Origin of the sequence: Aquabacterium sp. CECT 9606 (assembly GCF_918741295.1) — a bacterium.
Lineage (GTDB): Bacteria > Pseudomonadota > Gammaproteobacteria > Burkholderiales > Burkholderiaceae_C > Aquabacterium.
This window is the reverse complement of record NZ_CAKKNB010000001.1, coordinates 780,635-806,274: the sequence shown is the minus strand read 5'-3', so window position 1 is coordinate 806,274 and position 25,640 is coordinate 780,635. Positions and strand designations below refer to the sequence as shown.

Genomic DNA, 25,640 nt, shown 5'->3' with positions numbered 1-25,640 from the left:
GGGTGCGCGGCTCAGAGGCCGTCTTCGTATCGTTCTAATCGCAGGTTGATCTCATCGCTCAGGCGATCGATGAACATCAGGGCACGCACTTCCAGCGCGGCTTGCGTGGGGTTGGACTGGGCATCCAGCAATTGGGTGATCCTGCCCAGACGCGCTTGACGTTGGCCGCTGACCTGGGCCTCCAGCGCCTGCACGTCCTCGGCCGAACCCGCCTCTTCCAGGGCTTCACGCCATTCCATCTGCTGGATCAGGAAGTCGGATGGCATCGCGGTGTTGCTTTCGCTTTGCACCGGCACGCCGGCCAACTCGCACAGGTAGGCCGCGCGTTTGAGCGGGTCTTTCAGGCGCTGGTAGGCCTCGTTGACGCGCACCGCCCACTGCATGGCCACGCGCTGTGCGGCGCCACCCTCGGCCGCGAAGCGATCAGGGTGGACCTTGGCCTGCAGGGCCTTCCACTGCGCGTCGAGCAGGGCACGGTCCAGGGCGAAGGCATGGGGCAAACCCAACAAGGTGAAATCGTCGGCGTCCAGGTTCATCGCGATGAGCTCAATTCACAAAGCAAAACCCCACCACAGGGTGGGGTTGCGGCCAAGGCGAAGGACATGTCAGACGCGGAAGGACTCGCCGCAACCGCAACGGTCCCGCTCTTTCGGGTTGTTGAACTTGAAACCTTCGTTCAGGCCTTCGCGGGCGAAGTCCAGCTCGGTGCCATCAATGTAAGGCAGGCTTTTGGGATCGACCAGGATCTTGACGCCCTGGTTCTCGAAGACGATGTCTTCCGGGGCGACCTCATCGGCGAACTCGATCTTGTAGGCCAGGCCCGAACAGCCCGTGGTCTTGACGCCCAGGCGCACACCCACGCCCTTGCCGCGGCGGCCCAGGTAGCGGTTGATGTGGCGCGCGGCCGCTTCGGTCAGCGAGACCGACATGCCTTGAGCACCCGCCTGCGCATCGGAGGCCAGCTCGGGCAAGGGCCCATTTCCGGGGCCGCTGGTGCACGACCCGGAGGCGGTGCTGGCGGTGGCTTGATCAGGCTGCATTTTTGGCCTTGTAGTCGTTCACGGCGGCTTTGATCGCATCTTCGGCCAAGATGGAACAGTGGATCTTGACCGGAGGCAAAGCCAGCTCTTCAGCGATTTGCGTGTTCTTGATGGTGAGCGCTTCGTCCAACGTCTTGCCGCGCACCCATTCGGTGACCAGAGAACTGGACGCGATGGCCGAACCGCAGCCATAGGTCTTGAAGCGCGCGTCTTCGATCACGCCGGTTTGCGGGTTGACCTTGATCTGCAGCTTCATCACGTCGCCGCAAGCGGGGGCGCCGACCATGCCGGTGCCCACGGATTCGTCGCCCTTGTCGAAGGCGCCCACGTTGCGGGGATTTTCGTAGTGGTCAATGACCTTGTCGCTGTATGCCATGGTAGTACTCCAAGAACGGTGTGAGCGTAGCGCGTTGACGCGAAGTCAGTGCGCCGCCCACTGAATAGTGCTGATGTCGATGCCGTCTTTGAACATGTCCCACAGGGGAGACAGTTCGCGCAGCTTGGCCACGCGTTCCTTCAAGGTCGACACGGCGTAATCGATTTCTTCTTCGGTGGTAAAGCGGCCGATGGTCATGCGCAACGAGCTGTGCGCCAGCTCGTCGCTGCGGCCCAGGGCGCGCAGCACATAGCTGGGCTCCAGGCTGGCCGAGGTGCAGGCCGAGCCCGACGACACGGCGATGCCCTTGATGCCCATGATCAGCGACTCACCCTCAACGTAGTTGAAGGAGATGTTCAGGTTGTGCGGCACGCGGTGTTCAACATCGCCGTTGATGAAGATCTGCTCGATGTCTTGCAGGCCCTTGAGCAAACGCTGCTGCAAGGCCTGGATGCGCGGACCCTCGGTGTGCATTTCTTCTTTGGCGATGCGGAAGGCTTCGCCCATGCCCACGATCTGGTGCGTGGGCAAGGTGCCCGAACGCATACCGCGCTCGTGGCCGCCACCGTGCATTTGCGCTTCCAGGCGCACGCGCGGCTTGCGGCGCACATACAGCGCACCAATGCCCTTGGGGCCGTAGGTCTTGTGCGAGGCCAGGCTCAACAGATCAACCGGCAACTTGGCCATGTCGATGTCGACCTTGCCCGTGGCTTGCGCGGCATCCACGTGGAAGATCACGCCTTTTTCGCGGCACAGGTTGCCCAGTGCGGTGATGTCCTGGATGACGCCGATCTCGTTGTTCACGAACATGACCGAAGCCAGGATGGTGTCGGGACGGATCGCGGCCTTGAACTTCTCGAAATCGAGCAGGCCGTTTTCTTCGACATCGAGGTAAGTGGCCTCGAAGCCTTGGCGCTCCAGCTCGCGGAAGGTATCGAGCACGGCCTTGTGCTCGGTCTTGACCGTGATGATGTGCTTGCCGCGGCTTTGGTAGAAGTGCGCTGCGCCCTTGATGGCCAGGTTGTTGGACTCGGTGGCGCCCGAGGTCCACACGATCTCGCGCGGGTCGGCGCCGATCAGGTCAGCGACCTGCTTGCGGGCGTTTTCAACCGCTTCTTCCGCATCCCAGCCATAGGCATGGGTGCGTGAGGCGGGGTTGCCGAAGCGCTCGCGCAGCCAAGGGATCATGGCGTCCACGACGCGCGGGTCCACCGGGGTGGTGGCGCCGTAGTCCATGTAGATCGGGAAGTGCGGGGTCATGTCCATAGTGGGGACTCTTGGGAACTCAACTGTGCCGCCCACGGATCTGCAATCGCAGACCGGGGCCGCAGGTACATCAAAAAAAGCCTGCGATTATCGCCCGGCGACTTATTTCGCGAGCGTTGACCCCAGGGCGAACACCGAATTGGGGGCCGTGATCTTGATCGGCTTGACCACGGGTTGCGTCGAGATGGCGCGCTTGATGGGCTGCGCTTCAATCGACACGCCCTTGGCCAGCTGGTCTTCGACCAACTTGCGCAGGCTGATGGAATCGAGGTACTCGATCATCTTGTTGTTCAGGCTGGTCCACAGATCGTGGGTCATGCAACGGCCGCCATCGTCGGCGCCCATGCAGTTTTCCTTGCCGCCGCAACCAGTGGCGTCAATCGGCTCATCGACGGCCACGATGATGTCGGCCACGGTGATGTCTTCGGCCTTGCGGCCCAACGAATAACCGCCGCCCGGGCCACGGGTGCTTTCGACCAGCTCGTGGCGGCGCAGCTTGCCAAACAGTTGCTCAAGGTAGGACAGGGAAATCTGCTGCCGCTGGCTGATCGCAGCCAGTGCAACGGGGCCCGTGTGCTCGCGCAGGGCCAGATCGATCATGGCGGTGACGGCAAAACGCCCTTTGGTGGTCAAACGCATGGCTCTTCTCCTTGTGGTCAGAATCTCGACGCCTCAGTCCTGGGCAGGGTAAACCAGAAATGAAACCAACCGGGGATAACCGGTCGGCTCGGGGCGTGGTCAATCCCGAGTGAATGAGTCAATTATAGAGAAACCCACTAATTTAGTCAACCAATGGCGAGGGAAATCCCTTGGTTTTCGCCAATGAGCCCGATCGCTTTTAGCTATGCACGGGCCGCCATGGCGCGGAGCCTTTGGTGCAAATGGTCAACCAAGCCTTCACAAGCAGCTTCGATCAAATCCAGCACCGCCTCGAAGCCTTCCGGACCGCCGTAATACGGGTCGCCCACCACTTCACTGCCCAGCAAAGGTGAACGCGCCGGGATGAATTCGGTCAGGCGCCGCAGCTTGCTTTGGGCTTCCACACCTGGACAATTTTTTTGCAATGCCGCCAGGTTGTCCCAGTCCATGGCCAGGATCAAGTCGAACTGATGGAAATCACTTTGCTGCACCTTGCGTGCCCGCAGGTGGTTGAGCTTGTAACCCCGCCGCAGGGCATGGGCCTGGCTGCGGTCATCGGGCGGGCTGCCCGCGTGCGAGCCCAGCGTGCCTGCGGAATCGACTTCAACCAAAGCACCCAGGCCGGTCTGCGCGAGCTTTTGGCGCAGCACCGCCTCGGCGGTGGGCGAACGACAAATATTGCCCATGCAGACCATCAGAACACGCAGCTTGGGGCCGCTGGGCGAGGCAGTCAAAGAAGCATTCTCAAGGGACACAGTGGGCGAAAAATGCAGTCAACGGATTGGGATTGTCGCGCTCTTTGATGGCCCTTGCACCAGCCAGGACGCTCAATGTGCGCGCAAAACGGCCGATATGGACGCAGGGGCCGTGGGGCCCCGATTGGCCAGGCCCGATGTATCCCACACAGCCCGTCTTGTTTGACGCACCACCAGGATCCGCATTCGCGCGACTGATCATGGGCCCGCTCGGGCCAGTGCAGGACGGTGTGCGGCGCATTGTGCTGACCCTGCCCAGTTACGCGTTCATCACCATGCTGCTGGTGGCCTGCACCGGCATGGGCTATGTGGCGCCTTGGCAATCCAAGCTGGTGATTGGCTACAACGCGGTGGGCATCGCTGTGTTTTACACACTGGTGCGCAGCGGCATGAGCGCCAGGCTGGCCCAGGATCCGTCGCTGGCCTTTCAGCGTGTGCTGTTCAACGCGAGCATGGTGACGCTGGCCTATGCGCTGATCCCCATGGCGCGGGGCTTGGCCCTGCAGTGGCTGTGCCTGACCATCCTGTTCGACATGCGGCGCCTGAGCAAAGCGCAGATCCGGCTGGCGGCGGCCAGCGCTTATGCCATGCTGGTGGCCACCGTGCTGCTCATTCTGGAGTTCGCGCCGTCGTCCATCGACATGGGCACCGAGTTCGTCAACGTGGCCATGGCCAGCCTCACGCTGTGCGTGCTGTTGGCGGTCACGCAGATCGGGCAAGGGGTCAACCAGCACCGCAAACAACAACAGCTGGAATTGGAGCGCACGGTGACGCAACTGAATGCCTTGTCGATCCGCGATGGGTTGACCAAATTATTCAACCGACGCCATTTCCAGACCTTGCTGGACGAGGAGGTGCGGCGCAGCCACCGCTGCCACCGCCCATTCTGCGTGGCGATCCTGGACATCGATTTTTTCAAACGTGTGAACGACCAGCATGGCCACGCCATTGGTGATGTGGTGCTCCGCGAGGTCTCACGCCTGGCTCAGGGCGCCGTGGGGCCGACGCATGCACTGGCCCGTTGGGGTGGCGAGGAGTTCCTGCTGCTGATGCCCGAAACGCCCCTGCCGGCGGCCATGGAAACGCTGGAAGCCGTGCGCCGTGCCGTTGGTGAACACGACTGGGGCCAGCACGCCGAGGGCTTGAGCGTGACGCTGTCGGGCGGGGCCTGCCTGCATGCGGGAGATTTGAACGTGACCCATACCCTGGAGCGGGCCGACCGGGCCCTGTACCAAGCCAAACGGGGTGGCCGTGATCAGGTCATGGCGGCCAGCGCATGATGGCCCGGTGGTTGTCTGATCTGGTGGTGGGCCAAGACCCCCGCATGAAGGCCCGGTTGGGCCTGTGTCTGGTGTCGGTGGTGATTTATGTGTGCTGGCTCGCCGTTTTGCTGGCCTACGCCGTGCCGAGGCAGTTGATTTCCCCCGCAGTCGCGCACTTCTTCTTGGGCTACATCACCCTGGCGCTGTGCGTGTTCTACCCACTGGTGCGCAGTGGCATCACGCGCACCTGGGCAGACCCGGGCCTGGTGGCCCCTCAGATCTTGTGGGCCAGCGGCGCGATGATCATTGGCTACGCAGTGGCGCCGATGGTGCGCTCCGCCGCTTTCCAGACGCTGTGCCTGATCCAGGTGTTCGGCTTCTTGAGCTTGCGCCCCAAGGTGGCCGCCTGGACCGGCGGGCTGACCACCGCCATGCTGGTCAGCGCGTGGGTCGCCATGGCCATGATGAGATTGCCCGATGTGGATCTGCGTGCCGAGGCCTTGAAGATTTCGGCGTCCTGCTTCGTGCTGGTGATGATGACGTTTCAATCGCGCAGCTTCGGGTTGATGCGTGAGCGCGCCTTCAATGAAAAGAAATCATTGGCCGCCGCGGCCGAGGCACTGCGCCGCATCACCCTCCACGATGGCCTGACCGGCCTGCACAACCGGGCCCACATGCAAGAACGCCTGGAGGCGGAAGCGCAGCGTGCGCTGCTGAATGGGCACCACTTTTCAGTGGCCCTGATCGACCTGGATCACTTCAAGATCATCAACGACACGCATGGCCACGCGGTGGGCGACGAGGTGCTGGTGAACTTCGCGCTCCAAGGCAGTGCCGTGCTGCGCGAAACCGATGCCATTGGCCGTTGGGGTGGCGAGGAGTTCCTGGTGCTGATGCCGGAAACCGAAGCGGCCAACCAGGCCCAGATCGCCATGGCGCGCTTGCGGGAAACACTGCGCTCGACCCGGATGAGCCAAGGCGCCGTGGACCTGCGCGTGCGCTTTTCATGTGGCGTGGCCACCTGGAGCCACCAGGACACGATCGCGCAGGTGCTGGAACGGGCCGACCAGGCCTTGTACCGCGCCAAAGCCCAAGGGCGTGACCGCACCGAGCTGGCGCCGCCGCTGACGCCCGGAACTACCCTTGCTGCCCGGCCTGAATCGGCACAATGTGATCGCTGACCACCGCGCCAAAGGCTTGTTCCTTGAGCAAGCCCAACTGGTCTCTCAAACGAGCCGCCTTCTCGAACTCCAGGTTGCGCGCGTGCTCCAGCATCTGCTTTTCCAGCTGCTTGATGCGCTTGCCCAGGTCTTTCTCGTTCAAGGCGGGCGCATCGGCCATGGATGCCGTCAATGCTTCAGCGGCACGCAGATCATCCTTGGCCGCGTTGGACATCACCCCATCGATCATGTCCTTGACCCGCTTGTTGATGGTCTTGGGCGTGATGCCGTACAGCTCGTTGTGCGCGATCTGTTTGTTGCGCCGCCGCTCGGTCTCGCCCATGGCCTTGCGCATGGACTCGGTGATCTTGTCAGCGTACAAGATGGCATGGCCATTCTGGTTGCGAGCCGCCCGGCCAATGGTCTGGATCAAGCTGCGTTCCGAACGCAAAAAACCTTCCTTGTCGGCATCGAGGATGGCGACCAGTGACACTTCGGGGATGTCCAACCCTTCGCGCAGCAGGTTGATGCCCACCAGCACGTCGAAGGTGCCCAGGCGCAGGTCGCGCAATATTTCCACGCGCTCGACCGTGTCGATGTCGGAGTGCAGGTATCGCACCTTCACGCCATTGTCAGCGAGGTAGTCGGTGAGCTGCTCGGACATGCGCTTGGTGAGCGTGGTGATCAACACGCGTTCGTTCTTCTCGACCCGGATGCGGATCTCTTGCAGCACATCATCGACCTGGTGCACGGCGGGGCGCACCTCCACCACCGGATCAATCAGGCCGGTGGGGCGCACCACCTGCTCGACCACCTGCCCGGTGTGCTGCTTCTCATAATCGGCCGGGGTGGCCGAGACGAACACCACCTGACGCATCTTGCGTTCGAACTCCTCAAACTTCAGGGGGCGGTTGTCCAAGGCCGAAGGCAGCCGGAAGCCGTATTCCACCAGCGTGGTCTTGCGCGAGCGGTCGCCGTTGTACATGGCACCCAGCTGGCCGATCATCACGTGACTCTCGTCCAGGAACATCAGCGAATCGGCTGGCATGTAGTCCACCAGGGTCGATGGCGGATCACCGGGATTGGCGCCGGACAAATGGCGCGTGTAGTTCTCGATGCCCTTGCAGTGGCCGATCTCCTGCAGCATTTCCAGATCGAAGCGTGTGCGCTGTTCGACTCGTTGGGCCTCGACCAGCTTGCCGCTGCCAACCAGCTCTTTCACGCGCTCGTTCAACTCGTGCTTGATGCCTTCGATGGCGCTCAAGACCTGGGCGCGCGGCGTCACATAGTGGCTGGAGGGGTAGACCACGAAGCGCGGGATCTTCTGCCGAATGCGCCCGGTCAGCGGGTCCAGCAAGGACAGCGATTCGACCTCGTCGTCGAACAACTCCAGCCTCAGCGCCAGTTCGCTGTGCTCGGCCGGGAAGATGTCGATGGTGTCGCCCCGCACGCGGAAGGTCCCTCGCGTGAACTCCACGTCATTGCGCTTGTACTGCATGCGGATGAGCTGCGCGATGATGTCGCGCTGCCCCATCTTTTCGCCCGTGCGGACGATGAAACGCATCTGCGTGTAGTCCTCGGGCTTGCCGATGCCGTAGATGGCCGACACAGTGGCCACGATGACCACGTCACGGCGCTCCAGCAGGCTCTTGGTGGCGCTCAAACGCATCTGCTCGATGGCCTCGTTGATGGCGCTGTCCTTCTCAATGAACAGGTCGCGCTGCGGCACATAGGCCTCGGGCTGGTAGTAGTCGTAGTAGCTGACGAAGTACTCCACCGCGTTCTTGGGGAAAAACTCGCGGAACTCGGCGTACAACTGTGCTGCCAGGGTCTTGTTGGGCGCGAACACAATGGCCGGGCGCCCCTGCCGGGCAATCACATTGGCCATGGTGAAGGTTTTGCCCGAGCCGGTCACGCCCAGCAGGGTCTGGTAGGCCAGGCCGTCTTGCACGCCTTCGCACAGCAGGTCGATGGCCGCGGGCTGATCACCCGCTGGCGGATAGGGTTGATAGAGCTGGAACGGCGAGTCGGGAAAACTCACGAATTGGCCGGTTTGCCCAGTGTCGCCCACGTCTTTGGGCGCCTGGGCGGCAAGAGAAATATCAATCAGATCTGACATGGAGGGCGCAGGTCGATAAAATAATGGGTTTGCCCGAGTCGTCGAACGCGTCGAGCCTCGTGGTGTGTACTGGTTTCAGCTTATCCCAACCGATCAAGGACTGCTTGCATGGCCTCGCTATTCGCCACCGTTGAAATGGCTCCCCGGGACCCGATCCTGGGCCTGAACGAACAATTCAACGCCGACCCCAATCCCGCCAAGGTGAACCTGGGCGTGGGCGTGTACACCGACGACCAGGGCAAGCTGCCCCTGCTGAAATGTGTGGCCGCCGCCGAGCAGCAAATGCAGGAAACGCCCAAGGCCCGGGGCTACCTGCCCATCGAAGGCATCGCCGCCTACGACAAGGCCGTGCAAGCATTGGTGTTTGGCGCGGAGCACGCCGCCGTCAAGGCCGGCCGCATTTCGACCGCGCAAGCCATTGGCGGCACGGGCGGGCTGAAGCTGGGCGCCGATTTCCTCAAGCGACTGAACCCTGATGCGCAGGTCTTGATCTCTGATCCCAGCTGGGAAAACCACCGCGCCCTGTTCGAGAGCGCCGGGTTCAAAGTGGGCACCTACCCCTACTACGACGCCGACAAAAAGGGCGTCAACTTCGACGGCCTGCTGTCCACCTTGAAGGCCGCCGAACCCGGCACCATCATCGTGCTGCACGCGTGCTGCCACAACCCGACTGGCTATGACCTCGAAGACAGCCAGTGGGAGCAGATCATCGCCGCTGTCAAGGACCGTGGCCTGGTACCTTTCCTGGACATGGCCTACCAAGGCTTTGGCAACGGCATCGCCGAGGACGGCAAGGTCGTCATCAAGTTCCTGGACGCCGGCCTGAACATCTTTGTGTCGACCAGCTTCTCCAAGAGCTTCTCGCTGTACGGTGAGCGCGTCGGCGCCCTGAGCATCGTCAGCGAATCGGCCGAGGAAGCCGCCCGCGTGCTGAGCCAGCTCAAACGTGTGATCCGCACCAACTACTCCAACCCGCCCACGCACGGCGCGCAAGTGGTGGCCACCGTGCTGACCACGCCTGCTCTGCGCACGATGTGGGAAGAAGAGTTGGCCGCCATGCGCGACCGCATCAAGCTGATGCGCGGCGCGCTGGTCAGTGAGCTGAAGGCCGCTGGCGTGGCCGATGACCTGAGCTTCATCACCCGCCAGAAGGGCATGTTCAGCTACTCGGGCCTGAACGCCACGCAAATGCAGCGCCTGCGTTCGGAGTTCGGTATCTATGGCGTGGACTCGGGCCGCATCTGCGTGGCCGCGCTGAACAACGGCAACATCAAGGCCGTGGCGGCCGCCATCAAGGCCGTGCTGTAAAGCGTTTGATCGCCGCATTGACAAAGAAAGGGGCCTCACGGCCCCTTTTGTTTGCCCGGCTGAAACCGGTGCGGGCCGATCAACCCAATTTGACGATCTTGGCCACCGAAGGCACGCCCGCTGAGTTGAAGACGAACAGCATGTAGTAGCCCGGCGGCGCGGCATTGGAAGAGCTTGGCGCCTGGATCGTCAGCGTGTTGCCCGACACCGTGTAGCCCAGGTCCATGAAGCGCTGGTCGAAATCGAGCGTGTGGGTGACTGAGCCTGTCTTGATGAAGGTCACGCGGCTGACGCCGGTCGAGTTCACCGTGGCCGTGAAGTTGGCGCCCCAGGTGGTGGTCGTGGGTGCAGTCTGGATGACTGGGCGCACCGCCATCGACGTGCCGCTGTACAGGTAAGGCGGTGTGTAGATCTCGGCGTTCAGGTTGGTGGCCGGGCCGGGGGCGCCACCACCGCCCGTCAACACCGTGGCGTCGGGCAGCAGCAGCGAGACCGAGTGGTACAGGCGCATCTTGCTGGCCGTGGCCGCCAAGGTCCAGGCCTTGGTGGCCGGGTTCCAGATCTTGGCCTGGTAGGCCACGCCATTGGCGACGTTGTCCACCATCGAGCCACCATTGACCAGCACCTGCCCGTTGGCCAGCACCGTGGCCGAGCCGTGGTAGCGGTCCTGGCCCACGCCCGTGACCGTGGTGGCCGTGGGCGTGGCGCCGTTGATGTCGATGCTCACGGCCTTGTTGTACTTGCGGAAGGACAGGATCTTGCCGGGCGCGTACATCACGCTGGGCAGGTAGTAATCGCTGACGGCCAATTTGAGGGGAGTGGCAGCCACGGAACCATTGCCGGAGGCGTCCACGTAGTAGGTACCGCCCCAGATGGTGGTCACGAAGACCTTGCCATTGGGGGCTTGGTAGGCGCGAGGGTAGCTCCAGTTGCGGGTGCCGTAGGCATCGTCGCTGGTGGCGCCACTCAAGGTGGTCCAGCCTTCGCCATCGGAATACAGCTCGGGCGTGGGCGCAGGCGTGTTCGGGTCGATGCGGCCGCCCAACACCAGGATCTTGCCGTTGGACAAGGTCACCACGGTGGGGTACCAACGCAGGTAGCTCATGCGCTGCGGCGCGGCGTACATGGCGTTGTAGCGGTAGTCGAAGAAGTTGACGTCGTCGGCGGAGTAGTTGCGCACGTTCTTGACCGTGCGGTCGCCGCCCGTCAACAGCACCGCGCCGCTGGAGGGCACGATGACCTGCGCGCTGCAGAAGATGTCGGTGCCAGTGGTGTTGGGCAACAGCAGGTGCGCATCGGTGCCGGTGCCCTTGCTGGGATCCCAGACGTCGTAATTGAACTGGCCGGTCTGCACGCCCTTGGTGTCCGAGCCATAACTCATGACGCGACCATCGGGGAGCAGCACGACGTGGATGGGGATGATCGGCCAGTTGGCCACCGGGCCGAAGGTGCCTTTGGTGGCAGCATCGGTCGGGATGGTGCCGGTGGTGGGCGTGGTGGTACCAGGCGTGGTGGTGGTGCCGCCGCCTCCGAACAACTTGAACAGGTCGTCGAAGAAACCGGCATGGCTGGTGGCGGGCAACAGGCCCAAAGTGCCTAGCAGCAGTGCTGTGCAGGCGTGCGAAACGCGCGGAAATCGGTGGATCATGGAGTTGCTCCCCTGGGTGTAACCAAATTTATCACGCGGTTTTTCCAGGTCATCCCTCATCAAGGGGGTGCATGCCCCCCGGAATTGCGGGGTGGACGTGCAGTTGTTGCGCTTCTTGGAAAGGCCCACACGGTGCAAAGATGATCAAAGTCGTCTATGCTGCACCGCACAATGCGCCCAAAAGGTGCGTTGTTTCGAGGTAGCGATAAACAGGCCCGAATTGCACAACTGAGGTCGCCCATGCTCTATCAAATTTACGAAACCAACCGCGCCTGGATCAGCCCGTTCTCCGAGTTCGCCAGTGCCGCATCCAAGCTGTACAGCAACCCTTTGTCCCCTTTTGCCCAGATGCCTCAGGCTCAGCGGGTGTCCGCAGGCTTCGATTTGGTGCACCGCCTCACCAAGGAATACGAGAAGCCCGAGTTCGGCATCAACAAGGTGACCGTGTCTGGCACCGATGTGGTGATCCAGGAGCAGGTGGTCGTGGCCAAGCCCTTCTGCCGCTTGCTGCGCTTCAAACGTTTCACCGACAACGCCAAGCTGCTGGGCACCATGCGTGACCAGCCTTCCGTGTTGGTCGTGGCGCCGCTGTCGGGCCACCATTCCACCCTGCTGCGCGACACCGTCAAAACCCTGCTGCAAGACCACAAGGTCTATATCACCGACTGGATCGACGCGCGCATGGTGCCGATCGACGAAGGCGCTTTCCATCTGGACGACTACGTCAACTACGTGCAGGAGTTCATCCGCGCCGTGGGCCCCGAGGTCCACGTGATTTCCGTGTGCCAGCCTACGGTACCGGTGCTGGCCGCCGTTTCGCTGATGGCCAGCCGTGGCGAAACCACCCCTTTGACAATGACCATGATGGGTGGCCCCATCGACGCCCGCAAATCGCCCACGGCCGTCAACAACCTGGCCATGAACAAGAGTTTCGAATGGTTCGAAACCAATGTGATCTACCGCGTGCCGCCCAACTACCCAGGCGCCACCCGCCGCGTGTATCCGGGGTTCTTGCAGCACACCGGTTTCGTGGCCATGAATCCCGATCGCCACCGCGAGTCGCACTACGACTACTTCCTGGACTTGATGCGGGGCGACGACGACAGTGCTGAAGCCCACCGCGTGTTCTACGACGAGTACAACGCCGTGCTGGACATGCCGGCTGAATACTATCTGGACACCATCCGGATCGTGTTCCAGGATTTCGCCTTGGTGAACGGCACCTGGGAGGTCCGCAATCCCAAGGGCGAGCCCGAACTGGTGAAACCTGCCGACATCAAAACCACCGCATTGCTGACCGTGGAAGGCGAACTGGACGACATCTCCGGCGCTGGCCAGACCGAAGCGGCCCACGACCTGTGCTCCGGCATCCCTGCGTCGCGCCAGAAGCACTACACCGTGGAAGGCGCCGGCCACTACGGCATCTTTGCTGGTCGCCGCTGGCGCGAGATGGTCTACCCGGAAATCCGCAGCTTCATCTCGGCCAACAACAAGTCGGCCAAGGTCAAGAAAGCGGCATGACGTAGACTGCGGCGCCATGTTGGACGCCGCCCGGATCAATGCCCTTTTGCCGCAGACGCAGTGCACGCGCTGCGGCTTTCCTGATTGCGCGAGCTACGCGCAAGCCATCGTGGCGGGCGAGGCTGGCATCAACCAGTGCCCGCCCGGTGGCGAAGAAGGCGTGCAACGCCTGGCCCGGGCCACGGGGCTGCCTGCCCAACCCTTGAGCGCAGCGCATGGCACGGAAGGCCCGCGCCACCTGGCCGTGATTGACGAGAACTGGTGCATTGGCTGCACCTTGTGCATCAAGGCTTGCCCGGTCGATTGCATCGTCGGGGCCGCCAAGCAGATGCACACCGTGATCGAAGACCTGTGCACGGGCTGTGAATTGTGCATTCCCGCCTGCCCGGTGGACTGCATCTCATTGGTGCCCGTGAGCGAGGCCCCCATTGCGCCAACCGGCTGGGCCGCCTGGAGCCCCGCCCTGGCCCAGCAAGCCCAAGGTCGCTACGAATTTCACCAATTGCGCGTTGAGAAAGCCCGTCAGGACAACGACGCGAGATTGCAAGCCAAGGCCGAGCGCAAGCTGGCGAATCTGGCCGAAGAATCGCGCCTGACCGACCCGGTCCAGTTGGACGACAAGCGATCGGTGATCGAGGCCGCCCTGGCCCGCGCACGGGCACGCCGCAGCGCCACCCCTTGAAGCGGCACCCGGCGCAAGCACAAAAGCCAGCAACCTGTCTTGCACACGTTCTTTGACAAGTGACTAGTCTGCAGCTTCCTTCTGCATCCAATCGTCATCTGGGAGATCCGCATGTCAGGCCTGTTCGATCCCATCACCATCGGCCACCTCGAGTTGGCGCACCGCATCGTCATGGCACCGCTGACCCGCAATCGCGCGGGCCCACGGCAAACCCCGACCGACCTGATGGTCACCTACTACGCGCAGCGTGCCAACCCGGACACGGGCGCCGCCCTGATCATCACCGAGGCCACGCAGATCAGCCCGCAAGGCCAGGGCTACCTGGACACGCCGGGCATTTACAGCGCCGAGCAAGTGGCCGGCTGGAAGAAGGTGACCGACGCCGTGCACGTTCACGGCGGCAAGATCGTGGTGCAGCTGTGGCACGTGGGGCGCATCTCGCACACCTCCTTGCAACCCGATGGCGCAGCGCCCGTGGCCCCATCCGCCATCCAGGCCGACACCAAGACTTTCACCGCCAAAGGCTTCGAGCCCGTGTCGGCCCCGCGTGCCTTGGCGCTGGACGAATTGCCTGGCATCGTCGAGCAATACCGCGTGGCGGCGCGCCATGCCATCGAGGCAGGCTTTGATGGTGTGGAGATTCATGCCGCCAACGGCTACCTCCTGGATCAGTTTTTGCGCGACAAGACCAACCACCGCACCGATGACTACGGCGGCTCGATCGAGAACCGCACACGACTGCTGACCGAGGTGCTGCAGGCCGTGGTGGACGAGGTGGGCGCGGAACGCACGGCCATCCGCATTTCGCCGGTCACCCCCGCCAACGACATCAGCGACAGCAACCCGCAAGCACTGTTCAACCACGTGGCCGAGCAGCTGGGCCAATTCAAACTTCTTTACGTGCACGTGATTGAAGGCGCCACCGGTGGTCCGCGGGACAACATTCCGCTGGACTATGCGGCACTGCGGCAGCGCGCCAACGCACCATGGATGGTCAACAACGGCTATGACCTGGCGTTGGCCAAATCGGTGCTGAGCCTGCATGGTGCCGATTTGATCGCTTTTGGGCGGCCTTTCATCAGCAACCCGGACCTGAAGCTTCGGCTGCACGACGGTGCGCCCCTGGCCTCGCTGGACAAGGACACGCTGTATGGCGGAGGCGCCAAGGGCTACACGGATTACCCGCCCTTAGATTAACGCTGTCTGGCATTTGCGACGGTTATTGCCGAAAACAGAGCTGGTTTCCCCCTATTCAAGGGTCATCCGCCTGTCATGGTTGGCCCGCAAAATGCATCCTCACGAAATGGGCACCGCTTGCGCCGTGGCCCATGTTGTGGAGATTGAAACATGCGCGCCTTGATGAACCTTGCCATTGAACCTGCCCTGCACCTCTTCGAGGTGTCGGCGTTGGTGATCCTGAGTCCGACCTCGCAACAAGCGGTCATTCGCGTGTTGAAGGTCTTGGCCGACACGCCCATGGGCGCGGTCAAGATCGTGCGTGACCGCTACCCCAGGTCACGTGCCCACCAGGTGATCTCGCGCCACAACCTGCCGGACAACCTGTCCTTCGCTTGACGCATGACAAGGGCCCCAAAGGCCCTTGAAACAAAGCTGTTCGTTCCCAGTTATGCTGGTGTGCCGATGCGGAAATCCCATCGGTATTTCATACCAGGCTGAGGAAAGAATTGCGATGACTGCTCCTTCAAAACAGCGCTGGCTGAGCGCTTTGGCCACCGCCACGATCGTTGTCTCCCTGTCGGGTTGCGGCTACAACGAGTTCCAGACCCTGGATGAGCAAAGCAAATCGGCATGGTCCGAAGTGCTCAACCAGTACCAGCGCCGCGCCGACCTCATCCCCAACATCGTCAGCACCGTCAAGGGCGAGGCCAGCTTCGAGCAGGACACGCTGACCAAGGTGGTTGAAGCGCGCGCCAAGGCCACCAGCATCCAGGCCACCCCCGAGCTGGTCAACGACCCAGCCGCTTTTCAAAAATTCCAGGCCGCGCAAGGCGAGTTGTCGAGCGCGCTGTCGCGCCTGCTGGTCGTCACCGAGAACTACCCCAACCTGAAGGCCAACCAAGGTTTCCAGGATCTGCGCGTGCAGCTGGAAGGCACCGAGAACCGCATCACGGTGGCGCGCAACCGCTACATCAAGACGGTGCAGGACTACAACATCAAGGTGCGCAGCTTCCCCACCAACCTGACGGCCAAGGTGTTCAGCTACGATCCCAAGCCCAACTTCACGGTGCAGAACGAGGCGCAGATTTCGTCGCCGCCCGTGGTCGATTTCAACACCAAGAAGTGACGGGCACGCCATCGTGAGGCGCGCGCTGTCCTGGCCCTTTTGGCTGCGCTGGACATGGCTGACCTGCCTGGCCACGTTGTCGGTGTTGCTGGCCACGGGGCCCGCGCACGCCGCCGATGACGGTGGCGGCGTGCTGCCCGTGCCCGCACTCAGCGGCCGGGTCATCGACCAGACCAACACCTTGAGTGAGGCCCAACGCGCAGCGCTGGACACCAAGCTGGCCGGCGTTGAAACCCGCTTGGGCACGCAGATGGTGGTGCTGATGGTGCCCTCCACCCAACCCGAAGACATCGCCACGTACGCGCAGCGGGTGGGCGATGCCTGGAAGATCGGCCGACGCGAGGTGGGCGATGGCCTGTTGCTGGTGGTGGCCAAGAACGATCGGCGCGTGCGCATCGAGGTGGCCAAGACCCTGGAAGGGGCCATCCCCGACCTGGCCGCCAAGCAGATCATTACCCGCGCCATCACGCCTTCCTTCAAGGCCGGCGACTACGCGGGCGGCTTGGATCTGGCCATTGATCAACTGGCCGCGCGCGTGCAGGGCGAGAACCTGCCCCTGCCCGAGGCGGCTGCACCCGAGAACCCTGGCTTCCAGTGGAACGACCTGGGCGTGTTTTTGTTCGTGGGCGTGCCCGTGGTGGGCGCCCTGCTGACGTCCATGCTGGGCCGCAAAGCGGGCTCGGTGACCTCGGGCCTGGTCGTGGGTGGGCTGGGCTGGCTGGTCACCGCCAGCACCTTGATTGGCTTTGGTGTGGGCCTGGCCTCGGCCCTGGTCGTGGCCGCCATGGCCAGCGGATCCCGCGGACGCGGCGGCCCCTTCATTGGTGGCGGCGGTTTTGGCGGGGGCGGTGGCTTTGGTGGCGGAGGCGGCGGGTTCTCGTCCGGCGGCGGTGGCGATTTTGGCGGTGGAGGGGCATCCGGTGACTGGTGATCATTCAAAACCGCGCGCACCCTGGCTGCGGTGGGCCCGCCATTGGTGGATGGACGAAGACCACGCGCGGCGGCGGCTGAGCGCTGCCGGCCTGGCTCGCCTTCAGGCCCAAGTCAAGGCCAGTGAGGCCAAGCACTTGGGCGAGTTGCGCCTGTGCATCGAAGGGGGCTTGAGCTGGTCAGACCTGTGGCGAAAGCAGACCGCCAGATTGCGCGCCCTGCACCTGTTCAGCACCTTGCGCGTGTGGGACACCGAGCACAACAACGGCGTGCTGATCTATCTGTTGCTGGCCGACCGCCGCATTGAGATCCTGGCCGACCGGGGCATCATGGCCCGGGCAGGGCACGAGCCTTGGGCTCACATTGCCCAGCAACTCGCGGCCAGCTTGCACGACGGCCACTTCGAGCAAGGCCTGAGCCAAGCCATCGAGGCCGTCACGCAATTGCTGGTGGTGCATTTCCCGGTTGATCCTGATCGCGGCAACCCCAATGAGTTGCCCGACAAAGTCGTGGTGATCTAAACCTCACCGTACCGGATCTGGCAACGTTCGCAATAGAAACTTCGGCGCTGGGTGAGGCCCAGCTTGCCTTTGTGGAAAGGGATGGCGCGCCGAGGGCACATCGCCTTGGTGTGGGCCAGCCAATGCTGCTTGAGCACAAAGGCTTTCTTCCACGCCAGGAACTCGAAGCTGTATACCCGCGCCTCCTTGAGCAACTCACGCAGCTTGGCGGCGGGCATGGCGCCCAGGTTGCTCAAGGGGTGCACACGGATGCGGAACAGGACTTCGTTCTTGATGATGTTGCCCACGCCCGAGAACACGGTCTGATCCAGCAAGGCATCGCAGGCCAGCGTCTGAGGCATGGCCACCAACTTTTTGAGAGCCAGCTTGGGGTCCCATTCATCGGCCATGACGTCGGCGCGCCAATCGTAGGTGTCACCCAGCGCACCTTCAACGAACTTCACCGAGCAAGTGTAGAAGTTCAACTCCTCGCCATGGGCAAACTGCAGTTGCAAGGTGGGCACCGCATCGGCCTTGCGCTCATTGATGCGGTAGCTGCCAAACATCAGCAGGTGAATGCGCACGGTCAGGCCGGGCAACTCGATCAAGAAATGTTTGCCCCAACTTCGGATGGCCAAGATGGGTTGTTGGACCAGCCTGGTCTTGTCGATCAAGGCGCGGCCTTCGGCTTTGACGATGGTCTTGCCCGCGAAACCGGCGGCCAATTCTTTCAAGATCACGATGGAGGGGCCTTCGGGCATGGGCGCTTCTTCCTGGCTAAGCCGAACATGGACCCATGCCAAGCAGCAAGCAGCGCGCCCACCGCTAGACTGGCGCCATGAAAGCCGCCGACATCGTCCCCTTTTTTGCCACCCTGCAAGCCGCCAACCCCGAACCCGAAACCGAGCTGGAGTACAGCACGCCGTTCGAGTTGCTGACCGCCGTGCTGCTGTCGGCCCAGGCCACTGACGTGGGCGTGAACAAAGCCACCAGGAAGCTGTTCCCGGTGGCCAACACGCCGCAAAAAATCCTGGACCTGGGCTTTGAAGGGCTGTGCGATTACATCAAGACCATCGGCTTGTACCGCAGCAAGGCCAAGCATTTGCTGTTGACTTGCCAGATGCTGATCGACCTGCATGGTGGCGAAGTGCCGCGCAGCCGCGAAGCCCTGGAAGCCCTGCCCGGCGTGGGCCGCAAAACCGCCAACGTGGTGTTGAACGTGGCCTTTGGCGAGCACACCCTGGCGGTGGACACGCACATCTTCCGCATTGGCAACCGCACCGGCTTGGCGCCAGGCAAGACGCCCTTGGCGGTGGAGCTGAAGTTGCTCAAACGCGTGCCACCGCAATACCTGCAGCACGCCCACCATTGGCTGATCTTGCACGGGCGTTATGTGTGTCAGGCGCGCAAGCCGCGCTGCTGGGAATGCAGCGTGGCCCGCTATTGCTCGTTCAAGCCGAAAACGCCCGCACCGGCGTCTTGACCACCATAGGCGTCAATCAAATCGCCTTGGCGCGCCTGCGCGCGGCAGATCCCGCGATCAACAGACCGACCAGGGCCAATCCCGCCGTGGCGGGCTCAGGTACCGCAGCGGCCATCGATTGCCCCATGGCCAGGTGCATCCGAGCGGTGGGGTGCACGCCATCCCACAGTGTGTACAGGTCCGGGTTGGCGCACAAAGTGCCATCCGAGCCGGTGTAGTTGCCCGTCCAGCACGCCGCGGTGGAGGTGCCGCCCTCTGCCAGGACAAGGTCCCGGGCAGCGTTCAGTGCCGGGTTGGGGTCGAAAACCCGGATGGTCGCGCCCGCCAGGCTGCCCTGCAGCCCCTGCAAGGCCGAGGTCAGGTTGGTGTTGAACAGCACCGACAGTGCATGGGCCTGCGCTTGCGCCGTCGTGCCGCCGTTGATCGCCTCCAGCGTATTCGACAGGTCGGGCAGCAGAGGCACGAAGAAGTCCCGAGCGCCGGCGCTGTAAAGCTGGCTGACCTGGCCGGTCAGGTTGGCGATGGCCGGCTGGACCACCGCCAGCTTGTCATCGGCCCCGAGAAAATCATTGCCACCGCCCCACAAAAAATAAAGCGCCGAAGCGTCGGCGGTCTTGCCGGCGGCGCTCAAGCTGGAGGTGAACTGATTGACCTCGTTCTGGATGCCCGGCAGGCCAGGGATGCCAGCCCGGTTGGTGGTGCCCGTGAGCGCGCCGCCAAAGGCGTAGTCGACCAGCTTGAGGCCCAGCGTCTGCGCCATCACCTCGACCGCCACCGGGCCATTGCTGAAGCGGCCATTCCAGTAGGGCGCGGTGGGGATGCCAACGCCGAGGTTCGATTTGGTGGCCGCAAACACATTGCCGTTGTCGGACAGGCTGTCGCCAAACGCCACGATCTGGCTGTAGGCCGCGTTGGCCGACATGAAAGGCGACGCCATCAAGACCACGGCCGCGCCGATCGAGGTGAGTGCTGTGTTGAAACGCATGGGATGCTTCCTCTGAATTTTTGGTGGTTGAAATTCAAACATCATCGGCCACAAACACGCGGCACCGCCCTGCAAGCCCTCCCCCATGAGAGGGCCTTGATCAGCCCAGGGCCAAACCCTCGCGGATCGTCGGGCAGCGCAACCGCAGCCTCAACTCCGCATGCAGGCGGTGGTTGTCCAAGCGGCGGGACTCGCTCAGGAAGGACATCTGCATCGGCGACATGGCCAGCGTGGCCTCGGCCCGGCTCAGGCGGGGCGGGCGCGGCAGACCGCACAGGTCGGCCACCAGGTCGAAGTAATCGCCCATCAGCATGTCCTGGTCATCGCAGGCGTGAACGACACGGCCCGGGCGCCCCCGCCACAACGCGGCCACGCAGGCGCGCGCCAGGTCGTCGGCCTGGATGTGGTTGGTGAAGACGTCGTCTTCGCGGTTCAGCACGGGCGATCCTTTGAGCACACGATCGCGGGGATGGCCGCCTTCGCGGTTCACCGCGTAGATGCCGGGGATGCGCAGGATGCTGGCACGCGCGCCAGCATGGCGGCCCCACCACCGCACCAGGGCTTCCGCATGGACACGGCGTTGGGCGCGCGGCGTGGCCGGCGCCACGGCCCGGGTCTCGTTGAAGCGGGCACCAGCCGCGTTGCCATAGACACCAGTGGTGCTGCCATAGACCAGGCTGCGCACCCTGCCCCGCCGCGACAAAGCCTGCAACAGGTGGCGGGTGCGCGTGTCTTCGCTGCCTTGCCCTGGCGGGGGCGCCAGGTGCACCACCCGCGACGCCAGCCCGGCCAACCTGGCCAACGTTGCCGACTGGTCCAGGTTGCCCACCAAAGGCACCAGGCCTGCCCGGCGCAAGGCCTGGGCGCGCTCAGGCTGCGACGTCAAGGCCAGCACGCGGCAACGCGGCAACAACTCGCGCGCCACGCGCAAGCCCACATCGCCGCAACCCACGATCAACACGCGGGTCTGGCGGAAGCGGGCTGGACGGCTGATGGACGGAGCGGGCATGGACGACTGAGGGACAATGGGAGGCCATTTTGACCGCAGTGGAGCGCGTTTTGAGCTTTTCCGTGACCATCCTGCCCAGTGGGCGCCAATTCTCGATGCAACGCGACGAAACCGTGCTGAGCGCGGCCATCAGCGACAACGTCGGCCTGCCCTATGGCTGCAAGGACGGCGCTTGCGGCTCGTGCAAATGCAAGCTCCTTGAAGGCCGCGTGATCCACGGCGTGCACCAGGCCAAGGCCCTGAGCGACGAAGAAGAAGCCGCCGGCTGGATGCTCACCTGTTGCGCCACCCCCCAGACCGACCTGGTGATCGAATCGCGCCAGGTGGTCTCGGCTGGCGATTACCCCATCGTCAAGATGCCCACGCGCGTCATCAGCCTGACGCTGGCCGCCCCCGACGTGATGGTGATGCGGCTGCAACTGCCCACCAACAACACCTTCGGCTTTCGAGCCGGGCAATACATCGAATTCATCCTCAAGGATGGCAGCCGCCGCAGTTACTCCATGGCCAATGCCCTGAGCACCGCGACCCAAACGGTGGAAGGTGCCGCCCCCATCACCAGCATCGAACTGCACCTGCGCCACATGCCCGGCGGCAAGTTCACCGACCACGTTTTTGGCGCGATGAAGGAGAAAGAAATCCTGCGCGTGGAAGGCCCTTACGGCACCTTCTTCCTGCGTGAAGACTCTGACAAGCCCATCGTGCTGCTGGCCTCGGGCACAGGCTTTGCGCCCATCAAGGCCATCATCGAGCACATGCGCTTCAAAGGCATCACGCGGCCCACGGTGCTGTACTGGGGTTGCCGCAGCCGCGCCGACTTGTACCTGCACGACTGGATCGAACAAGCCGCTGCCCAGCTGCCCTGGTTGACCTATGTGCCCGTGCTCTCGGAGCCCAAAACAGGTGACGATTGGACGGGACGCGTCGGCCTGGTGCACCACGCCGTCATGGACGACCTGCCCGATTTGTCAGGCCACGAGGTCTATGCCTGCGGTGCGCCGGTGATGGTGCAGGTGGCCCAGCGTGACTTCGTGAACCTGCATGGCCTGCCAGCAGAGTTTTTCTTCGCGGATGCTTTCACCAGTGAGGCCGACAAGGCTCACAACCCCAAGTAAGCGGCCTGCACCTGCGGGTCGTTCAACAGACTTTGCGCGGGGCCTTCCAGCACCAGCTCGCCCGAGTCCATGACGTAGGCGCGGTTAGCGATCTCCAGGGCGCGGTGGGCGTTTTGCTCGACCAGCAACACGGTCACGCCCTGCTTGGCGATGTCGGTGATGACCTCGAAGATCTTGTCGACCATCAGCGGCGCCAGGCCCATCGAGGGCTCGTCCAGCAGCAAGAGCTTGGGACGCGCCAGCAAGGCCCGGCCCATGGCCAGCATCTGCTGCTCGCCGCCCGACAAGGTGCCGGCCAGTTGGCGATGCCGTTCTTTCAAACGTGGAAACCGCTGGTAGACGGACTCCATGTCGGCATTGACCTCACGGTCGCGGCGCAGGTAGGCGCCCATGCGCAGGTTCTCGTCGATGGTCATGCGGGTGAAGATGCCGCGCCCTTCGGGGACCATGACCAGGCCTTGCGCAACCAGGTCCCAGGCACCCTGCCCTTTGAGGCTGTGGCCCTCGTAGATCACCTCGCCAGACTGGGGTTGCAACAAGCCGCAGATGGCTTTCAAGGTGGTGGTCTTGCCCGCGCCATTGGCGCCGATCAAGCTGACCAGCTCGCCTTCGTTCAAGTAGAGGTTCAAGCCCTTGACAGCCTGGATGCCACCATAGGCCACGCTCAACTGGCGCAGGTCCAGCAAGGTGCTCATGCCGGTGCCCCTTGGTGGGTGGCCGCCGTGCCCAGGTAGGCCTCGATCACAGCCGGATCGCGCTGCACTTCGGCGGGTGTGCCACAAGCAATCAGCTTGCCTTGGTCCAGCACCGTCACGCAATCGCACAAGCCCATCACCAGTTTCACATCGTGCTCAATCAACAAGATGGCGCGGCCCTGGGCCTGGATGCGGCGGATGAGGTCACGCAGTTGCAGCTTCTCGGTGGCGTTCATGCCGGCCGCGGGTTCGTCCAGTGCCAACAGGCGCGGCTCCGTGGCCAGCGCACGGGCGATCTCCAGGCGGCGTTGGTCGCCATAGCTCAGGGTGTGGGCCGTTTGCTTGGCCACAGCGCCCAGGCCCACGAACTCGAGCAAAGCCTGGGCATCGTGGGTGATGCGCGCTTCTTCACGCACGAAGGCGGGTGTTCGTAGCACGGCATGCCACCAGCCCACTTTCATCCGCACATCGCGCCCCACCCGCACGTTGTCCAGCGCCGTCATGTGGGCGAACAGGCGGATGTTCTGGAAGGTGCGCGCGATGCCCGCTTTGGCCACCTTGTGCACGACCGTGGGCTTGTAGCGGCGCCCCGCCAGTTCGAACTGGCCTTTGTCGGACGGCACCAAGCCCGTGATGACATTGAAAAACGTGGTCTTGCCCGCGCCATTGGGGCCGATCAGGCCGTGCACCTGCCCAGGCTGGATGCTCAGGCCCACGCCACTCAGGGCCTGAACCCCGCCAAAGCGCTTGGACACATTGGCCACTTGCAACAAAGCATCGCTCATGAAGCCCCCCCGGCCTGGTCTTCATGGCGCGGCGCCGGCCACAGGCCACGCGGCCGCCACAGCATGATGCTGACCATGGCCAGGGCCACCAGCAACTGCCGCAGGATGGACGCATCGAGCCGCCCGCCCGTCATTGCCTGCAAAGGACCGGCCACGTGGCGCAGCACCTCGGGCAGGGCCGACAGCAAGAAGGCCCCGAGGATCACGCCCGGCACATGGCCCGAGCCGCCCAGCACAACCATGGCCACCACCATGACCGATTCTTGCAGCGAGAACGATTCAGGCGATACAAAGCCCTGGAAGCTGGAGAAGAGCACCCCGGCCATGCCGCCAAACGTGGCGCCCAGGCCAAAGGCCAGCAGCTTGAGGTTGCGGGTGTTCAGGCCCATGGCCTTGGCCGCGATCTCATCTTCGCGGATGGCCATCCAGGCCCGGCCCAGACGGGAGTTTTCAAGGCGCAGGCTGATGACCACCGCCAGCACCACGATGCCCAGGAACAAGTAATAGTGCAAGGTCACCGGTTGCAGCACGTGCCCCGCGATGTGCCAGGGCTCGCCCAGGCTGACGCCGAACACGGTGAAGGGATCGATGCTGTCGATGCCCTTGGGGCCATTGGTGATGTTGACGGGCGCATCCAGGTTGTTCATGAACACGCGGATGATTTCGCCGAAGCCCAAGGTGACGATGGCGAGGTAGTCGCCGCGCAGCTTGAGCGTGGGGGCCCCCAGCAGCACGCCGACCAGCGCCGCGACCCCGGCGCCCAATGGGATCACAGCCCACACCGGTAAGTGCAGACCGGCGGGGAACATCGCCGCCACCGCTGGCAAATGGTTGCTCAGATGCGGCGAGGCCAGCAAGGCGAACAGGTAGGCGCCCACGGCATAAAAAGCCACGTAACCCAGGTCCAGCAGGCCGGCGTAGCCCACCACGATGTTCAAGCCCAGGGCCAGCAGGATGTAGATCAGGGACACATCCAGGATGCGCACCCAGGCCTGGCCAAAGCCTTGAACAATGAGCGGCAGCACCAGCAGCGCCAGTGTCGCCACCAGAAAAATCGGCAGCTTGTTCTTGGTCATGCTCGGTCGGCCACGCGCTCGCCCAGCAGGCCTTGCGGGCGCAAGGTCAGCACCAGGATCAGCACTGCGAAGGCAAAGATGTCTTGGTAGTTGCTGCCCAGCACGCCACCCGTCAGGTCGCCAATGTAGCCGGCGCCCATCGATTCGATCAGGCCCAGCAGCACGCCGCCCAGCATGGCGCCCGGCAGGTTGCCAATGCCGCCAAACACAGCGGCCGTGAAGGCCTTCAGGCCTGGCAGGAAACCCATGGTGTGCTGCACCGAGCCGTAGTTGGCGGCCCACATGACTCCGGCCAGCGCCGCCAGCATGGCCCCGATGACGAAGGTGGCCGAGATCACTCGATCGGGCCGCACACCCATCAATTGCGCCACGCGTGGGTTCTCGGAGGTGGCGCGCATGGCCCGGCCCAGGCGCGTGCCGTGGATCAGCGCCATCAGGCCGGCCAAGGTCATGGCCGTGACCGCGATGATCAGGATCTGGACCAGGTTGGTGGTGGCACCCATGACTTCGATCGGATCGTCGGGCAGCAAAATCGGGAAGGGCTTGTAGTCGGGCTTCCAGATGATCATGGCCAAGGTTTGCAGCAGCAGCGACATGCCCATGGCGGTGATCAGCGGGGCCAGGCGCGGCGCGTTGCGCAAAGGGCGGTAGGCCAGCTTCTCGATCACGAAATTGAGCAGTGCACACACCACCATGGCAGCCAGCAGCGCGAGCAGCAACAGCACCCAGCCCGGCCAGCCCAGCGACTCCAGGCTGGTCACCACCGTCCAGCTGACAAGGGCACCCACCATCAGCACCTCGCCATGCGCGAAGTTGATGAGGTTGATGATGCCGTACACCATGGTGTAGCCCAGGGCCACCAAAGCGTACATGCTGCCCAGTACCAGGCCGTTGATCAGTTGTTGAATGAAGGTGTCCACAGCTCGTTCACATGCAAAACCGACACATGCAAAAAGCCCGCCACGTTGCTGCCTGGCCCTT

27 protein-coding genes are annotated in these 25,640 nt (G+C 63.4%); 12 read left to right on the top strand and 15 right to left on the bottom strand.

The window, feature by feature from the left end; genetic code table 11:
* Positions 1-11 precede the first annotated feature (11 nt).
* From hscB to LQ232_RS03690, 6 genes are all read right to left on the bottom strand, one after another.
* Positions 12-536, bottom strand: a complete 525-nt coding sequence (hscB, locus tag LQ232_RS03715; protein WP_230179029.1) for a Fe-S protein assembly co-chaperone HscB — start codon at positions 534-536, stop codon at positions 12-14.
* Between the two features lie 69 nt (positions 537-605).
* The gene (iscA, locus tag LQ232_RS03710; RefSeq protein ID WP_230179720.1) at positions 606-929 is read right to left on the bottom strand and encodes an iron-sulfur cluster assembly protein IscA; all 324 of its coding nucleotides are present in this window, start codon (positions 927-929) and stop codon (positions 606-608) included.
* A 100-nt stretch (positions 930-1,029) separates the two neighbouring features.
* Positions 1,030-1,416, bottom strand: a complete 387-nt coding sequence (gene iscU, locus LQ232_RS03705; RefSeq protein ID WP_230179028.1) for a Fe-S cluster assembly scaffold IscU — start codon at positions 1,414-1,416, stop codon at positions 1,030-1,032.
* 45 nt (positions 1,417-1,461) lie between these two features.
* Positions 1,462-2,682 carry an IscS subfamily cysteine desulfurase gene (locus LQ232_RS03700; RefSeq protein WP_230179027.1) on the bottom strand — a complete coding sequence of 407 codons (1,221 nt, stop codon included), beginning with the start codon at positions 2,680-2,682 and terminating at the stop codon, positions 1,462-1,464.
* 102 nt (positions 2,683-2,784) lie between these two features.
* A complete protein-coding gene (gene iscR, locus LQ232_RS03695) occupies positions 2,785-3,321 on the bottom strand; it encodes a Fe-S cluster assembly transcriptional regulator IscR (RefSeq protein WP_230179026.1) in 537 nt (178 codons plus the stop codon).
* Positions 3,322-3,524: 203 nt separating this feature from the next.
* Positions 3,525-4,055, bottom strand: a complete 531-nt coding sequence (locus tag LQ232_RS03690) for a low molecular weight protein-tyrosine-phosphatase (protein WP_371820082.1) — start codon at positions 4,053-4,055, stop codon at positions 3,525-3,527.
* Between the two features lie 221 nt (positions 4,056-4,276).
* Between LQ232_RS03690 and LQ232_RS03685 the strand changes: the two genes are divergently transcribed.
* Both LQ232_RS03685 and LQ232_RS03680 read left to right on the top strand, forming a co-directional pair.
* Positions 4,277-5,356, top strand: coding sequence for a GGDEF domain-containing protein (locus LQ232_RS03685; RefSeq protein WP_230179025.1), 1,080 nt, complete (start codon positions 4,277-4,279; stop codon positions 5,354-5,356).
* Positions 5,353-6,519 carry a GGDEF domain-containing protein gene (locus tag LQ232_RS03680; RefSeq protein ID WP_230179024.1) on the top strand — a complete coding sequence of 389 codons (1,167 nt, stop codon included), beginning with the start codon at positions 5,353-5,355 and terminating at the stop codon, positions 6,517-6,519. Before LQ232_RS03685 ends, LQ232_RS03680 begins: the two co-directional genes overlap by 4 nt.
* On the opposite strand, the gene uvrB is transcribed toward LQ232_RS03680, so the two are convergent.
* Positions 6,476-8,617 (bottom strand): excinuclease ABC subunit UvrB, encoded by a 2,142-nt coding sequence (uvrB, locus tag LQ232_RS03675; protein WP_230179023.1) that lies wholly within the window; start codon positions 8,615-8,617, stop codon positions 6,476-6,478. The two genes, LQ232_RS03680 and uvrB, sit on opposite strands and share 44 nt — an antisense overlap.
* 108 nt (positions 8,618-8,725) lie before the next feature.
* Between uvrB and LQ232_RS03670 the strand changes: the two genes are divergently transcribed.
* The gene (locus LQ232_RS03670; RefSeq protein WP_230179022.1) at positions 8,726-9,925 is read left to right on the top strand and encodes an amino acid aminotransferase; all 1,200 of its coding nucleotides are present in this window, start codon (positions 8,726-8,728) and stop codon (positions 9,923-9,925) included.
* Between the two features lie 79 nt (positions 9,926-10,004).
* Here LQ232_RS03670 and LQ232_RS03665 read toward each other — a convergent pair whose 3' ends face one another.
* On the bottom strand, positions 10,005-11,573 hold the full coding sequence (locus LQ232_RS03665) for a glyoxal oxidase (RefSeq protein WP_230179021.1): 1,569 nt from the start codon (positions 11,571-11,573) through the stop codon (positions 10,005-10,007).
* A 240-nt stretch (positions 11,574-11,813) separates the two neighbouring features.
* Here LQ232_RS03665 and LQ232_RS03660 point away from each other — a divergent pair, with 240 nt between their 5' ends.
* The 7 genes from LQ232_RS03660 (at position 11,814) to LQ232_RS03630 (ending at position 17,532) form a co-directional block, all read left to right on the top strand.
* Complete coding sequence (locus LQ232_RS03660) at positions 11,814-13,094, top strand: polyhydroxyalkanoate depolymerase (RefSeq protein WP_230179020.1); 1,281 nt, start codon at positions 11,814-11,816, stop codon at positions 13,092-13,094.
* A 16-nt stretch (positions 13,095-13,110) separates the two neighbouring features.
* A complete protein-coding gene (rsxB, locus tag LQ232_RS03655; protein WP_230179019.1) occupies positions 13,111-13,776 on the top strand; it encodes an electron transport complex subunit RsxB in 666 nt (221 codons plus the stop codon).
* Between the two features lie 111 nt (positions 13,777-13,887).
* On the top strand, positions 13,888-14,973 hold the full coding sequence (locus tag LQ232_RS03650) for an alkene reductase (RefSeq protein WP_230179018.1): 1,086 nt from the start codon (positions 13,888-13,890) through the stop codon (positions 14,971-14,973).
* Positions 14,974-15,123: 150 nt separating this feature from the next.
* Positions 15,124-15,351, top strand: a complete 228-nt coding sequence (locus tag LQ232_RS03645) for a hypothetical protein (protein WP_230179017.1) — start codon at positions 15,124-15,126, stop codon at positions 15,349-15,351.
* Positions 15,352-15,466: 115 nt separating this feature from the next.
* A complete protein-coding gene (locus LQ232_RS03640; protein WP_230179016.1) occupies positions 15,467-16,081 on the top strand; it encodes a LemA family protein in 615 nt (204 codons plus the stop codon).
* Between the two features lie 13 nt (positions 16,082-16,094).
* Positions 16,095-17,012 (top strand): YgcG family protein, encoded by a 918-nt coding sequence (locus LQ232_RS03635; RefSeq protein ID WP_371820081.1) that lies wholly within the window; start codon positions 16,095-16,097, stop codon positions 17,010-17,012.
* 49 nt (positions 17,013-17,061) lie between these two features.
* Positions 17,062-17,532 (top strand): TPM domain-containing protein, encoded by a 471-nt coding sequence (locus LQ232_RS03630; protein ID WP_230179015.1) that lies wholly within the window; start codon positions 17,062-17,064, stop codon positions 17,530-17,532.
* Here the strand turns inward: LQ232_RS03630 and LQ232_RS03625 are convergent.
* Entirely contained in the window at positions 17,529-18,272 is a 744-nt protein-coding gene (locus LQ232_RS03625) for a DNA-formamidopyrimidine glycosylase family protein (protein WP_230179014.1), read from the bottom strand. The genes LQ232_RS03630 and LQ232_RS03625 overlap by 4 nt on opposite strands.
* Before the next feature lie 77 nt (positions 18,273-18,349).
* Here LQ232_RS03625 and nth point away from each other — a divergent pair, with 77 nt between their 5' ends.
* Positions 18,350-18,994, top strand: coding sequence for an endonuclease III (gene nth / locus LQ232_RS03620; RefSeq protein ID WP_230179013.1), 645 nt, complete (start codon positions 18,350-18,352; stop codon positions 18,992-18,994).
* Between the two features lie 16 nt (positions 18,995-19,010).
* Here nth and LQ232_RS03615 read toward each other — a convergent pair whose 3' ends face one another.
* Positions 19,011-19,979: an SGNH/GDSL hydrolase family protein gene (locus LQ232_RS03615; protein WP_230179012.1), complete on the bottom strand. Its 969-nt coding sequence runs from the start codon at positions 19,977-19,979 to the stop codon at positions 19,011-19,013.
* 100 nt (positions 19,980-20,079) lie between these two features.
* Positions 20,080-20,988, bottom strand: coding sequence for an NAD-dependent epimerase/dehydratase family protein (locus LQ232_RS03610; RefSeq protein WP_230179011.1), 909 nt, complete (start codon positions 20,986-20,988; stop codon positions 20,080-20,082).
* Positions 20,989-21,038: 50 nt separating this feature from the next.
* Here LQ232_RS03610 and LQ232_RS03605 point away from each other — a divergent pair, with 50 nt between their 5' ends.
* Entirely contained in the window at positions 21,039-22,103 is a 1,065-nt protein-coding gene (locus tag LQ232_RS03605; protein WP_230179010.1) for a CDP-6-deoxy-delta-3,4-glucoseen reductase, read from the top strand.
* Here LQ232_RS03605 and LQ232_RS03600 read toward each other — a convergent pair.
* The 4 genes from LQ232_RS03600 to LQ232_RS03585 are packed head-to-tail and all read right to left on the bottom strand — an operon-like array spanning position 22,088 to position 25,579.
* Entirely contained in the window at positions 22,088-22,798 is a 711-nt protein-coding gene (locus tag LQ232_RS03600; RefSeq protein WP_230179009.1) for an ABC transporter ATP-binding protein, read from the bottom strand. The two genes, LQ232_RS03605 and LQ232_RS03600, sit on opposite strands and share 16 nt — an antisense overlap.
* On the bottom strand, positions 22,795-23,583 hold the full coding sequence (locus LQ232_RS03595) for an ABC transporter ATP-binding protein (RefSeq protein WP_230179008.1): 789 nt from the start codon (positions 23,581-23,583) through the stop codon (positions 22,795-22,797). Before LQ232_RS03595 ends, LQ232_RS03600 begins: the two co-directional genes overlap by 4 nt.
* Positions 23,580-24,659, bottom strand: coding sequence for a branched-chain amino acid ABC transporter permease (locus LQ232_RS03590; RefSeq protein WP_230179007.1), 1,080 nt, complete (start codon positions 24,657-24,659; stop codon positions 23,580-23,582). Before LQ232_RS03590 ends, LQ232_RS03595 begins: the two co-directional genes overlap by 4 nt.
* Positions 24,656-25,579: a branched-chain amino acid ABC transporter permease gene (locus LQ232_RS03585; protein ID WP_230179006.1), complete on the bottom strand. Its 924-nt coding sequence runs from the start codon at positions 25,577-25,579 to the stop codon at positions 24,656-24,658. The genes LQ232_RS03590 and LQ232_RS03585 overlap by 4 nt, the downstream gene beginning before the upstream one ends.
* Between the last annotated feature and the right edge of the window lie 61 nt (positions 25,580-25,640).